The sequence below is a fragment of the Paenibacillus sp. FSL R5-0475 genome (assembly GCF_038004585.1).
Lineage (GTDB): Bacteria > Bacillota > Bacilli > Paenibacillales > Paenibacillaceae > Paenibacillus_AQ.
On record NZ_JBBORK010000001.1, the window covers coordinates 6209010 to 6223417 of the forward strand.

Consider the following 14408-nt stretch of genomic DNA (forward strand, 5'->3'; position numbering starts at 1 on the left):
CTCTGGCTCCTTCATTACTGAAGGGGCCGTTTTTTTTATTTTCGATTATGTATTCTCCTATTTAACTTGTTGGATGTTCTTCCTTTCCATCATCCAATATTTAGATTATATTGTTGAAGAGGTGATGAATGTTGTCCACAAGGTTTAGCAATTGGTCTACTTATTTTAAGAGTAATCCTTGGCCGCTCTTATTGTTTTTACTGGGGGCTGTGATTCGCATTTTTTACTTTGGTTCGATTCCAGGTGGCTTGAATCAGGATGAGGCATCTATAGGTTATGATGCTTACGCTATTCTTCATTATGGAATAGACCGCAATGGTATTCATTTACCTATTCACCTCATTGCTTGGGGAAGCGGACAGAATGCACTTTATGCTTACTTATCAATGCCTTTCATATTATTGTTCGGACTTACTCCAATGTCTGTACGTGCGGTTAGCTTAATCATGGGTCTACTGGGTATGCTCGTATTCTATCTTCTTTCCAAAGAGCTATTTACTTCCAGAACTGCTGGTATTGTGGCGATGTTTTTTATCGCAATTAATCCTTGGCATATTATGATGTCAAGATGGGCACTGGAATCTAATTTATTCCCCACCCTGATTCTGTTCTCCGTTTATATGTTACTTAAATCATTTCAAATTCCGAAGTGGTCTTATGGCTTTACAATTATGCTTGCCCTTTCACTTTATGCCTATGGAACATCCTATTTTTTTGTGCCGATATTTGCTTTAGGTGCTGGAATTCTTCTATTCTATACAAGAGCACTAAAGCTTCGGACCATTCTATGGAACTGTGCTCTGTTTATATTAATGGCACTCCCAATCTTCCTATTTATTATGATCAATCGATTGTCGCTAGAGGGGATTTTGACCCCATTGTTCTCAATTCCGAGATTGACAACACCGCGTGTGGAACAGGTAACTTCTATATTCGGAGGGCAACTATTACATACAACATTAAGCAATTTCCGAGAATTTTTGAAGATATTAATTAGCGGATCTGATGGTTTGCCTTGGAATTCGATTTCACCTTATGGATACGCGTATCCTATTGCGTTACCCTTTGTACTTATAGGACTTATATTTATGTTAACGACAATACGGAACCGTGGTCGTGAGCGGACGGGACTGCTCGTTATTTTACTTTGGTTGTTTGTTTCCGTTTTGATGACCTTTGTTACGAACGTAAACATTAATCGGATGAATGTAATTTTCTATCCAATCATTTTGCTGATTGTTGCAGGGTTTATGTGGTTAAGCAAGAAAGTAAAAGTATTAGCAATTCTGTCGGCTGTAACCTTTAGCTTATTTTTTGTTCTATTCACTACAGTTTATTTCCGTGATTATCCTAAAGAGATAGGACCGGCTTTCTATGAATCTTTCGGTGAGGCTATACAATATGCGTCTGAAGAGAGTGCTGGGAACATCTACGTGACTGATAAAGTTAATATGCCTTATATTTATGTGCTTTTTTATGAGCAGATCAATCCCCATGATTTCTTAGCAACCGTTAATTATTCTAATCCTGGAGGTGCATTTCAGCAGGTGTCTTCCTTTGGGAGATATAGATTTGGATATTCAAGCATAGTTCCGGGAGAGACAGCGACATATATCTTGTGGAATGGTGATCCTACTCCTGCTGAAAGCGAAAATTATTCGGTTAAACGTTTTGCCAACTATACTGTTGTGACCGCTAAGACTGGGGTAGTAGAGGGAATCTCGGAATTTACAAATGGAGGATTTGAAGAGGGGATATCAGGCTGGAGCTTCTCATCCGGTACGGGTGTGGCAACCAATAATCCCTATAATGGAAGTTATCTGGCCTATCTTGATCCGGGATTTGACAAAACGATTACACAATCTATCAGAATAGCAGAACCTGGAGAATATAAGCTTGGTATAATGGTTAGTGCTGGTGGAGAAGAAGGAAGGGTTGGCGTCCGAGTTAATGGCGTAGTGCGGGCGGAGGCTGAAATACCTGCTAGTGAGGTTTATCAAGAGCTTACACTTCCAATGGTATCTATCGGTCAGAATGAGCAAACTGAAATTTTTATTAAAGGCGGTAAAGGCTGGATTAATATAGACGAGGTGAGGTTGGAACGATGATCAAGAGTACACGTACGGCCGCAGTGACTGTATTGATGCTGTTATTGTTTTTGCTTCCTGTAACAAGCATTTATGCAGATGGAAATCTATTGCAAAACCCTGGATTTGAGGAGGGAGGAGAGGACGCTCCTTCTAACTGGACTAAGGATATGTGGATTTCTGGAGACAACTCGGGCATACTTTCAATCCAATCGGACGAGGTTCACTCCGGTAGTAAAGCGGCAGTCATTGAGAATATCGAGCCCAATCATTTGAAATGGGTGCAGACGATTAAGGCAACGCCGGACAGCTATTATAAAATCTCTGGATGGATCAAAGTAGTAAGTACCGCAGGCGAGGGAATGGGCGCTAATATACTTGCCGTTGGAGTAGGTGGGGGTTATCCCAGTGTAACGGATACGGCAGGAGAGTGGCAGTATCTTGAATACATAGGCCAGACAGGACCTAAGCAGAAAGAATTCGGCATAGGTGCAAGTTTGGGGGGCTACTCCAGCTTGATTCAAGGTAAAGCTTATTTTGATGATTTGTCTGTAGAAAAATTAGACGCTGCTCCTGAAGGGGCCAACGTCATTTCTCTGGATAGTGCAGCAGTTAGTCAGGATGCTGGTGGTAAAAAAGCGGATACCCCACATAAGGTATCTCCAACCAAGATGCTGCTGATCTCAGCGCTTTTCAGTGTATTTTTTGCAGTGCTTTATACCAAGGCATTCCGCAGTGAGAAGCTTATGAAGCAACCTGAGAATGTCTATTCCAAATGGCTGAGCATTGCCATCGGGGTTGCTTTTATCCTAAGGGTCTGGATTGGTCTGACTGCTCAAGGCTATCAGAACGACATGAATACCTTTATAGCTTGGGGTCAGCGTATGGTTGATTTAGGTCCAGGCAAGTTTTATGAAGAAGGGTATTTTGCCGATTATCCTCCTGGTTATTTGTACATTTTGTACATTCTTAGTTTTATTCGCGGTGTATTTGGCTTTGCGCATGGTTCGGGTGGAGAGAATCTGCTATTCAAACTGCCAGCGATTATTTCTGATTTGGTATTGGGTTACTTCATATATCAAATGTCCCGCAAAAAACTCGGCTCAGGGATTGCTTTTGGCTTAACGCTATTATTTCTGTTTAATCCGGCGGTGCTTGTTAATTCAGCGGCGTGGGGACAAGCGGATTCATTCTTTTTGATTTTCCTGTTGCTCAGTATCTATGGCGCTGCGAACAAAAAGTTTGTTCAATCCGCGATTTTGTTTGCAATAGCAACTTTAATTAAACCACAAGCGTTAATATTCACACCGGTATTATTGTTTGCTTTCTATCATCACCGTGCTTGGAAGCAGCTTGGATTTGGAGCTTTGTACGGATTAGGGATATTCGGATTGCTCGCGGCACCATTTTTCTGGAATAACGGTGGTTTAGTTGGCCTTATTAATCTGTATAAGAGTACGTTATCTTCCTATCCCTATTCTTCTGTGAATGCATTTAATCTATATGCATTGACTGACCCGATGTGGTCATCTCTTGACCTAACTTGGTTAGGTATTACTTACCGTGTATGGGGCTTCATATTTATTTTAGTGGCAGTAGCCATAGCAACGTTTTATTCCTTCAAAAAAGATCGCTTGGATTTATCCAAATCCTACTTTATCGGTATGGCGCTCATTGTAGTAGTTTTTGTGCTTGGAACCAAAATGCATGAACGTTATATGTTCCCTGCTGTTATTCTATGTATGTTCACTTATATAGCGAGTCGGGATCGTAGGTTTTTATTCCTATTCCTTGGATTCAGCTTAACGCAGTATATCAATGTGGCTTATACGTTGACCCATCTAAATGCAGGTGTAAATCCAGGTGCAGATGGAATCGTTTTGGTTACTTCTATTGCTAACCTGTCATTATTGCTATACATGCTCTACATTGGTTACGACGTGTATGTTCGTGGGGGAGTAAAGTCTCTTCCAGCACCACCAACACCTGAAGAAAAATATGAAGAAGACCTTAAAGTCGTCGAGCAAATAAGACCGCACCAGAAGGGAGGGAGACTTAAGCGATGAAGTTTAAGCGTATAGATTGGATATGTATTCTTGCCATTACTGCCGTTTACGCGGCAATTGCTTTATATAATTTAGGTTCTACTAAATCTCCAGAGACCTTGTGGGAGCCAGCTGCCAGCGGTGAAAGCTTCTATGTAGATCTAGGACAGAGCAAACAATTGGAACGAGTGAATATCTTCGGTGGCGTAGGTACTGGGAAGTTTAAGCTCGAATTCAGTGAATCCCCTGAGGTCTGGAGTAGTCCACTGGATGTAAGCGAGGATGTTGGGAATGTCTTCATCTGGAAAAGCCAACCTCTGAACGTTGCAGCAAGATACGTGAAGTTTACAGTCACCTCTCCAGGGTTCACTTTAAATGAAATGGCCTTCTATGAGCAGGGAGGCGAAAGAGTACCTCTTCCTATAGCCGGTGTTACACCGGATACTAATGCAGTCGCTAAAAGAGGAGAGCCTGCCAATCTTTTTGACGAGCAGTCGCTCATCCCTGAATATTCTAACTTTATGAATAGCACTTATTTTGACGAGATCTACCATGCACGGACAGCTTATGAATATACACACGGGATTGTGCCTTATGAGAACACGCATCCACCACTAGGCAAGCTATTGATCGCAGTAGGGATGGAACTGTTCGGAGTCAATCCTTTCGGCTGGCGTATTATCGGAACATTGTTCGGGATTGCCATGCTGCCTCTCATTTATGTAATGGCACTACGTCTCTTTAAAAAGAGCAAATACGCAGCACTTGCAGCTGGATTGTTCGCACTGGATTTCATGCATTTCACACAAACAAGAATCTCTACGATCGATGTATACGGAGTATTCTTCATCATGTTAATGTTTTATTTCATGCAGCGATATTACACTATGAATTTCTTCAGGCAGCCCTTAAGAAAAACGCTAATTCCGTTGTTCTGGTCCGGGCTATTCTTCGGAATTGGTGTCGCCTCCAAGTGGATTGTACTGTACGGAGGAGCTGGGCTGGCCATTATGCTAGCTATCTCGCTCTTCGAGCGCTACAGAGAATACCAAGCATCGGGACGGTTGCTCGCGGAAGGGAAGATCAAAGATAAGGAACTGCTGGGTACCTGTCGCGAAGCCGTAAATTCGTTCTGGAAGAATACCATTATTACGCTAGCAAGTTGTGTTGCATTCTTCGTAATCATACCGGTCATTATTTATAGTTTATCTTTTTTTCCGGGTTTATCTGCATCCGCAGAGGGCTTTACTATAAAAGGCTTGATTGATTCCCAAAAGAACATGTACAACTATCACAGTCAGCTTGTAGCTACACATCCTTTTGCTTCCTCCTGGTGGCAATGGCCGTTTATGAAGAGACCCGTCTGGTTCTTCAGTGGCAGTGAGGGATTGCCGCAAGGTCAGGTCAGCAGTATAGTGACTATGGGGAATCCGCTTATCTGGTGGACGGGGATTTTCGCAATGCTGGCAACACTGTGGATTACACTGAAACGCAAAGATAAGACCCTTTATATGATCTGGATCGCCTTTTTCTCACAATATGTTCCGTGGATGCTTGTCCCAAGGGAAACCTTTATCTACCATTATTTTGCTATGGTGCCTTTTATGATTCTTGGTATTGTATATATAATGAAGTTGCTAGATAGCAAATATCCTGAGGCTCGTTATTTTAGTTATGTCTATGTGGCTGTTGCTTTACTGCTCTTTGTCGCGTTCTACCCTGTCCTGTCAGGGATGCAGGTAAGCGGAGATTATGTGAAGAATATGCTGCGTTGGTTCCCATCTTGGGTTTTCTAAGATTTTTTTAAAATATCTATAACAATAAGTTTATGCTTACAGCGTTATTATGAAGTACAGAAAGATGTAACGCTCCATAAAGCTTTTAGGAGGAATAAAGGTGAAAGCCAGATATAGTGTAATTGTACCCATGTTCAATGAGGAGCAAGTAATTAGCGTTACTTACGAACGTTTGAAAAAAGTAATGGACGAATGCGGCGATACTTATGAGCTTGTCTTCGTTAATGACGGAAGTCGTGATCGTTCGGCCCAGATGATTCGGGAGATCAGTGATCGGGATGAATGCGTCAAGCTAATTGACTTCTCGCGTAATTTCGGACATCAGGTAGCGATTACAGCTGGCATGGACTATGCCGAAGGTCAAGCGGTTGTTGTTATTGACGCTGACCTTCAAGATCCACCGGAGGTCATTTTGCAAATGATCGAGAAGTGGAAAGAGGGTTATGACGTTGTGTATGCGAAGCGGCTGAAGCGCCGTGGAGAAACGATGTTCAAAAAGGTAACGGCCAAGATCTTTTATCGATTGCTCAGCAGCATGACAAGTGTAGACATTCCCACGGACACAGGTGATTTTCGTCTTATTGATCGTAAGGTATGTGATGTCTTGCGAGGTCTCAAGGAAAAAAACCGGTATGTCAGAGGTTTAGTGAGCTGGGTCGGCTTCAAGCAGACGATGGTGGAATATGAGCGAGAAGAACGATTTGCAGGAGAAACTAAGTATCCTCTTAAGAAAATGATTCGTTTTGCGCTGGATGGGATCACTTCCTTTTCGCATAAGCCACTTAAGATTGCTACGTATGTCGGATTCTTTCTTTCCTTCTCCAGCTTTCTCTATTTATTCTTCGTATTGTTTCAAAGAATCTTTTTCACCTCATGGACGGTTCCAGGTTGGGCTTCCATTGTAGGGGTCAATTTGCTCTTTAACGGTATCGTTCTGATGCTGTTAGGTGTAATCGGTGAGTATATTGGACGGATTTATGACGAGTCTAAGGATAGACCGTTGTATATTGTCAGTGAGACTATAGGATATCGTGACGAAGAAGAAGTGGATCGCCGGAAGGATTACAAAGATGTCAGATAAGAACTTTCGGACTGCTTTCATACAGTTTCTCAAATTTAATGCTGTAGGTCTGGTAAATACCCTCATTGATTTCGTAATCTTTACATTACTGAACTCACTTGGGATGGTATATGCGTTGGCACAGGTGATTTCTTATAGTGCAGGGACAGCGAACAGCTTTATTTTGAATAAAAAAGTAACCTTCAAGGATCGTGATCGTGGCAATAAAGAGGGTTTTGATAAGACGCAGTTGCTGAAGTTTATCGTACTGAATCTGGTAGTACTCGGAATATCGCTGTTGCTAATGCATCTGTTGACTGACAAACTAGGCATTCAAGTGTTGATCTCTAAGGTATTAGTAACGTTTGTGACGGTGATCATTAACTTCTTCGGAAGTCGTAAATGGGTATTCTAAAGTTCAGTAGAACAATCTACGGAGGTGAAAATCATGCGTAAATTCTCGTATGTGCTCATACTGGCGGGGATCCTTATCATGCTCTATCCAAAAGCTAACGAATGGTATAACGACTGGCAGCAGGATAAGCTATTAGAATCGGCTGAACTGAGCACCAGTGAAAGTACTCCACCACCTGATCTGAAGAGCAGATATGCCGAGGTCACTCAGCTACTAGCGGAGGAATCAGCTCTAGATGCACAAGCACAGCCGCAAGAAACAGAAAAGCCGGAACCAGAAATTGAAGTGGGTGGCAAAGTTATCGCATTAATTGAGATCGATAAGATCGATCTGAAGCTGCCTGTATTAGAAGGGGCTACTAAAGCGAATATGAAGCATGCCGCGGCCCATATGAAAGAAACAACTCCAATAGGAGAAATAGGGAACGCCGCAATAGCTGCACATAGAGCTAGAACTACGGGCAGATTGTTTAACAGATTGAATGAGGTTGTGATTGGGGATACGATTACGGTAAAGACTAGCGATCAGACTTATAATTACGAGGTTTATGATATTTCTGTTGTACTTCCTAGTGATGTGTCTGTTCTAGACGGGAATAACAAAGATAAAATTCTTACTCTAATTACGTGTGACCCACTAGTAGATCCTACACATCGTTTGATTGTTCATGCCAAGCTTTCCTAATCGTTGACGAGAAATAACAAGAGAATTCAAATACAGAGAAATAACTATAAAATAATAGTAAATCTAGCAATTTTGTTCTTGTTTACGAGGATAAATATGGTAGTATAAGACTATAAAAGCTAAACACGATAAACGGCAAACCTATCGAAAGGTAGGGACGCAAAGCTAAAGGGCCTTCCCGTAAGGATGGCAGCCAGTTACCGAATGAAGAGGCTTTTTTTGTTTTTATAAAATATATAAGAATCTTAGATTCATATTTCTACTTGGACTGATTCTCTTAATTTGTCTAGTGAAATTAGAACAGATAGAGCTTATACGATAACGGCAAACCTATCGAAAGGTAGGGACGCAAAGCTAAAGGGCCTTCCCGAAAGGATGGCAGCCAGCTACCGAAAGGGGTTTTATCCGTGAAAAAGGTTTATTTTATGATGGTGGCGCTGTTCGTACTGATTACTGCGGTTCCGGTAAGCACAGCTCAAGCCGCAAGTGTAGATGCAAGCTGGTTGATTACATCGAAAGTGGCTCAAGGTGTTATTGGAATTAACTATGATATTCCGAAAGATAAAAGAATCAAACTCATGATCACTAAAGACAACAGCAGCTATACATATAACTTATATGCTTCTGGACAAGCTGAGGACTTCCCTTTACAACAAGGTAATGGTACTTATAAGGTTTCTGTTCTTGAGAACACAACCGGCAATAAATACAAAGCGTTATATTCCGAAGTAGTAGACGTAACCATGAGTGACTCGAATTCCGTATATTTGGGCTCCGTACAGAATGTGAAATGGAGTTCTTCTGATAAAGCGATCCTTAAGGCAAAAGAGCTTACAAAAGGCAAAACAACAGATGAAGAGAAAGTTAAGGCAATCTATAACTATATAGTTGCTAATGTACAATACGATTATTCTCTTGCTAATAATGTAACAACAGATTACATTCCGAACATTAACAACACTTTGAATACTAAAAAAGGAATCTGCTATGACTATGCTTCTCTTTTTGCCGCAATGCTGCGTAGTGTAGATGTGCCTGCTAAATTGGTGATGGGGAATACTAGCTACGTTACGCAATACCATGCATGGAATGAAGTGTTGATGGATGGGAAATGGGTTACTATTGATACAACGGTAGATGCATCGTCAGCGAAGAGTAAGAAGAATACGGATTTTATTAAGGCTTCAAGTAAGTATACTGCAGCAAAATACTATTAATTTGCATCGCTAGATTCATAACTCTATTAAATAAACAACCAGCTTAATTATTAAGCTAGTTGTTTATTTTTCTATTAGGGGTTGCTTTTCTATGAATAGATAGGTTATTATAGTTAAGCGTTGTTAGACAGCGTACAGGCAATGTTTGAGAGAGTTATATAAACGGCTTTCGAAAAATAAAGCTTGCATTACTGAGAACAACATGATATATTATAAGAGTTGCTGCTGAGACATTAAACGGCGCCAACGAGAACTTGATCTTTGAAAACTGAACAACGAGTGAGTAGGAAATCACGAAAGTGATATCCGAAATTAGAGAATTAATTTTCTCGTCAGATGTTTCAAAATGAGCATATCGCTCTTTTCAATACTAATTGGAGAGTTTGATCCTGGCTCAGGACGAACGCTGGCGGCGTGCCTAATACATGCAAGTCGAGCGGAGTTATTTTGAAAGCTTGCTTTCAAAATAACTTAGCGGCGGACGGGTGAGTAACACGTAGGCAACCTGCCCCTTAGACTGGGATAACTACCGGAAACGGTAGCTAATACCGGATAATTTCTTTTTTCTCCTGAAGAAAGAATGAAAGACGGAGCAATCTGTCACTGAGGGATGGGCCTGCGGCGCATTAGCTAGTTGGTGGGGTAACGGCCCACCAAGGCGACGATGCGTAGCCGACCTGAGAGGGTGAACGGCCACACTGGGACTGAGACACGGCCCAGACTCCTACGGGAGGCAGCAGTAGGGAATCTTCCGCAATGGACGAAAGTCTGACGGAGCAACGCCGCGTGAGTGATGAAGGTTTTCGGATCGTAAAGCTCTGTTGCCAGGGAAGAACGTCCGGTAGAGTAACTGCTATCGGAGTGACGGTACCTGAGAAGAAAGCCCCGGCTAACTACGTGCCAGCAGCCGCGGTAATACGTAGGGGGCAAGCGTTGTCCGGAATTATTGGGCGTAAAGCGCGCGCAGGCGGTCATTTAAGTCTGGTGTTTAAACCTTGGGCTCAACCTGAGGTCGCACTGGAAACTGGGTGACTTGAGTACAGAAGAGGAAAGTGGAATTCCACGTGTAGCGGTGAAATGCGTAGATATGTGGAGGAACACCAGTGGCGAAGGCGACTTTCTGGGCTGTAACTGACGCTGAGGCGCGAAAGCGTGGGGAGCAAACAGGATTAGATACCCTGGTAGTCCACGCCGTAAACGATGAGTGCTAGGTGTTAGGGGTTTCGATACCCTTGGTGCCGAAGTTAACACAGTAAGCACTCCGCCTGGGGAGTACGGTCGCAAGACTGAAACTCAAAGGAATTGACGGGGACCCGCACAAGCAGTGGAGTATGTGGTTTAATTCGAAGCAACGCGAAGAACCTTACCAGGTCTTGACATCCCTCTGAATCCACTAGAGATAGTGGCGGCCTTCGGGACAGAGGAGACAGGTGGTGCATGGTTGTCGTCAGCTCGTGTCGTGAGATGTTGGGTTAAGTCCCGCAACGAGCGCAACCCTTAACTTTAGTTGCCAGCAGGTTAAGCTGGGCACTCTAGAGTGACTGCCGGTGACAAACCGGAGGAAGGTGGGGATGACGTCAAATCATCATGCCCCTTATGACCTGGGCTACACACGTACTACAATGGCCGGTACAACGGGAAGCGAAACCGCGAGGTGAAGCCAATCCCATCAAAGCCGGTCTCAGTTCGGATTGCAGGCTGCAACTCGCCTGCATGAAGTCGGAATTGCTAGTAATCGCGGATCAGCATGCCGCGGTGAATACGTTCCCGGGTCTTGTACACACCGCCCGTCACACCACGAGAGTTTACAACACCCGAAGTCGGTGGGGTAACCCGCAAGGGAGCCAGCCGCCGAAGGTGGGGTAGATGATTGGGGTGAAGTCGTAACAAGGTAGCCGTATCGGAAGGTGCGGCTGGATCACCTCCTTTCTATGGAGAATCGTCTTCTGCAATGAAGACATTCAAATCGGAAGTTAAGCTTCCAAAATCTCAGGTTTAGGCCTGTTACTCACTCGTTGCTCAGTTTTGAGAGTTTAAGCTCTCAGTAAGACTTGATCCTTGAAAACTGGATACCGAAACGAATTTGCGTTTTAGAACATCTTTTAGCAACTTGTGTAAACAAGTAAATGTTATTAGTGAGATTTTTCTTAGGAAAAATCAAGGTTAAGCTAATAAGAGCACACGGAGGATGCCTAGGCGCCAGGAGCCGACGAAGGACGTGGCGAACAACGAAACTGCCTCGGGGAGCTGTAAGCAAGCTTTGATCCGGGGGTGTCCGAATGGGGAAACCCAGCTGTGGTAATTCGCAGTTACTCATCTCTGAACACATAGGAGATGTAGAGGCAGACCAGGGGAACTGAAACATCTAAGTACCCTGAGGAAGAGAAAACAATAGTGATTCCGTCAGTAGCGGCGAGCGAACGCGGAACAGCCTAAACCTAAGAGCTTGCTCTTAGGGGTTGTGGGACGTCTCACATGGAGTTACAAAGGAATATGGTAGGTGAAGAGGTCTGGAAAGGCCCGCGATAGAGGTAAAAGCCCTGTAGCCTAAACTGTGTTCTCTCCGAGACGGATCCCGAGTAGTGCGGGGCACGTGAAACCCCGTATGAATCCAGCAGGACCATCTGCTAAGGCTAAATACTACCTGGCGACCGATAGTGAAACAGTACCGTGAGGGAAAGGTGAAAAGCACCCCGGAAGGGGAGTGAAATAGAACCTGAAACCGTGTGCTTACAAAAAGTCAGAGCCCTATCTATGGGTGATGGCGTGCCTTTTGTAGAATGAACCGGCGAGTTACGTTTAACATGCAAGGTTAAGTCGAGAAGACGGAGCCGCAGCGAAAGCGAGTCTGAATAGGGCGATTGAGTATGTGGACGTAGACCCGAAACCGTGTGATCTACCCCTGTCCAGGGTGAAGGTGCGGTAACACGCACTGGAGGCCCGAACCCACGCATGTTGAAAAATGCGGGGATGAGGTGGGGGTAGCGGAGAAATTCCAATCGAACTCGGAGATAGCTGGTTCTCCCCGAAATAGCTTTAGGGCTAGCCTCGGTATAAGAGTAGTGGAGGTAGAGCACTGATTGGGTGCGGGGTCCGCAAGGATTACCAAGCTCAGTCAAACTCCGAATGCCATATACTTATTGCCGGGAGTCAGACAGTGAGTGCTAAGATCCATTGTCAAAAGGGAAACAGCCCAGACCATCAGCTAAGGTCCCCAAGTGTGTGTTAAGTGGGAAAGGATGTGGAGTTGCACAGACAACCAGGATGTTGGCTTAGAAGCAGCCACCATTGAAAGAGTGCGTAATAGCTCACTGGTCGAGTGACTCTGCGCCGAAAATGTAACGGGGCTAAACACACCACCGAAGCTATGGCTAGATACGTATGTATCTGGGGTAGGGGAGCGTTGTATGTGGGTTGAAGGTGTACCGTAAGGAGCGCTGGACAGCATACAAGTGAGAATGCCGGTATGAGTAACGAAAAGATCAGTGAGAATCTGATCCGCCGAAAGCCCAAGGTTTCCTGAGGAAGGCTCGTCCGCTCAGGGTAAGTCGGGACCTAAGGCGAGGCCGAAAGGCGTAGTCGAAGGACAACAGTTTGAAATTACTGTACCACCGTAATCCGCTATGAGCGATGGGGTGACGCAGGAGGGTAGTGACGCGGACTGATGGATATGTCCGTCTAAGCAGTGAGGCTGATGTGTAGGCAAATCCGCACATCGTTAAGGCTGGGCTGTGATGGGGAGCGAAAATTACAGTAGCGAAGGTCATGATCTCACACTGCCAAGAAAAGCCTCTAGCCAGGAGAAGGTGCCCGTACCGCAAACCGACACAGGTAGGCGAGAAGAGAATTCTAAGGCGCGCGGAAGAACTCTCGTTAAGGAACTCGGCAAAATGACCCCGTAACTTCGGGAGAAGGGGTGCCCCGGTAGTGTGAATAGCACGAGGGGGCCGCAGTGAAAAGGCCCAAGCGACTGTTTAGCAAAAACACAGGTCTGTGCGAAGCCGCAAGGCGAAGTATACGGGCTGACGCCTGCCCGGTGCTGGAAGGTTAAGGGGAGTGGTTAGGGGTAACCCGAAGCTATGAACCGAAGCCCCAGTAAACGGCGGCCGTAACTATAACGGTCCTAAGGTAGCGAAATTCCTTGTCAGGTAAATTCTGACCCGCACGAATGGCGTAACGACTTGGGCGCTGTCTCAACGAGAGATCCGGTGAAATTTTAATACCTGTGAAGATGCAGGTTACCCGCGACAAGACGGAAAGACCCCATGGAGCTTTACTGCAGCTTGATATTGAATTTGGGTACGATCTGTACAGGATAGGTGGGAGCCGTAGAAATCGGAGCGCAAGCTTCGGTGGAGGCGCCGTTGGGATACCACCCTGATCGTATCTAGGTTCTAACCTAGTACCCTTACCGGGTACGGGGACCGTGTCAGGCGGGCAGTTTGACTGGGGCGGTCGCCTCCTAAAGAGTAACGGAGGCGTTCCAAGGTTCCCTCAGAATGGTTGGAAATCATTCGAAGAGTGCAAAGGCATAAGGGAGCTTGACTGCGAGACCTACAAGTCGAGCAGGGACGAAAGTCGGACTTAGTGATCCGGTGGTACCGCATGGAAGGGCCATCGCTCAACGGATAAAAGCTACCCTGGGGATAACAGGCTTATCTCCCCCAAGAGTCCACATCGACGGGGAGGTTTGGCACCTCGATGTCGGCTCATCGCATCCTGGGGCTGAAGTAGGTCCCAAGGGTTGGGCTGTTCGCCCATTAAAGCGGTACGCGAGCTGGGTTCAGAACGTCGTGAGACAGTTCGGTCCCTATCTGTCGTGGGCGCAGGAAATTTGAGAGGAGCTGTCCTTAGTACGAGAGGACCGGGATGGACGTACCGCTGGTGCACCAGTTGTTTCGCCAGAAGCATGGCTGGGTAGCTACGTACGGACGGGATAAGCGCTGAAAGCATCTAAGCGTGAAGCCCCCCTCAAGATGAGATTTCCCAATTAGTAAGACCCCTTGAAGACGACGAGGTAGATAGGTTGGAGGTGGAAGTGCAGTAATGCATGGAGCTGACCAATACTAATCGGTCGAGGGCTTATCCTATACTTAGAACGCAA

The 14408-nt window shown here is 44.9% G+C and carries 7 protein-coding genes, 2 rRNA genes and 2 riboswitches; all 9 genes read left to right on the forward strand.

The annotated features are described in order from the left end of the window. Positions 1 to 128 precede the first annotated feature (128 nt). The 9 genes from MKX41_RS27825 to MKX41_RS27865 all read left to right on the forward strand — a co-directional run bounded on the left by MKX41_RS27825 (position 129) and on the right by MKX41_RS27865 (position 14394). Positions 129 to 2108 carry a glycosyltransferase family 39 protein gene (locus MKX41_RS27825; protein WP_340974025.1) on the forward strand — a complete coding sequence of 660 codons (1980 nt, stop codon included), beginning with the start codon at positions 129 to 131 and terminating at the stop codon, positions 2106 to 2108. Next, the gene (locus MKX41_RS27830) at positions 2105 to 4153 is read left to right on the forward strand and encodes a glycosyltransferase 87 family protein (protein ID WP_340974026.1); all 2049 of its coding nucleotides are present in this window, start codon (positions 2105 to 2107) and stop codon (positions 4151 to 4153) included. The genes MKX41_RS27825 and MKX41_RS27830 overlap by 4 nt, the downstream gene beginning before the upstream one ends. Then, on the forward strand, positions 4150 to 5928 hold the full coding sequence (locus tag MKX41_RS27835) for a phospholipid carrier-dependent glycosyltransferase (RefSeq protein WP_340974027.1): 1779 nt from the start codon (positions 4150 to 4152) through the stop codon (positions 5926 to 5928). Before MKX41_RS27830 ends, MKX41_RS27835 begins: the two co-directional genes overlap by 4 nt. Positions 5929 to 6028: 100 nt before the next feature. After that, positions 6029 to 7009: a glycosyltransferase family 2 protein gene (locus tag MKX41_RS27840; RefSeq protein ID WP_340974028.1), complete on the forward strand. Its 981-nt coding sequence runs from the start codon at positions 6029 to 6031 to the stop codon at positions 7007 to 7009. Beyond that, positions 6999 to 7403 (forward strand): GtrA family protein, encoded by a 405-nt coding sequence (locus MKX41_RS27845; protein ID WP_042184722.1) that lies wholly within the window; start codon positions 6999 to 7001, stop codon positions 7401 to 7403. Before MKX41_RS27840 ends, MKX41_RS27845 begins: the two co-directional genes overlap by 11 nt. Before the next feature lie 33 nt (positions 7404 to 7436). Further along, positions 7437 to 8087, forward strand: a complete 651-nt coding sequence (locus MKX41_RS27850; RefSeq protein ID WP_042184724.1) for a class D sortase — start codon at positions 7437 to 7439, stop codon at positions 8085 to 8087. Positions 8088 to 8211: 124 nt separating this feature from the next. Further along, positions 8212 to 8292, forward strand: a riboswitch (cyclic di-GMP riboswitch). A gap of 108 nt (positions 8293 to 8400) precedes the next feature. Then, a riboswitch (cyclic di-GMP riboswitch) is annotated at positions 8401 to 8481 on the forward strand. A gap of 13 nt (positions 8482 to 8494) precedes the next feature. Continuing rightward, complete coding sequence (locus tag MKX41_RS27855; RefSeq protein ID WP_339244695.1) at positions 8495 to 9304, forward strand: transglutaminase-like domain-containing protein; 810 nt, start codon at positions 8495 to 8497, stop codon at positions 9302 to 9304. Positions 9305 to 9675: 371 nt separating this feature from the next. Next, a 16S ribosomal RNA gene (locus MKX41_RS27860) occupies positions 9676 to 11233 on the forward strand. A 232-nt stretch (positions 11234 to 11465) separates the two neighbouring features. Next, positions 11466 to 14394 (forward strand): 23S ribosomal RNA (locus tag MKX41_RS27865). Together the 16S and 23S rRNA genes form the textbook arrangement of a ribosomal RNA operon. Positions 14395 to 14408: the final 14 nt, after the last annotated feature.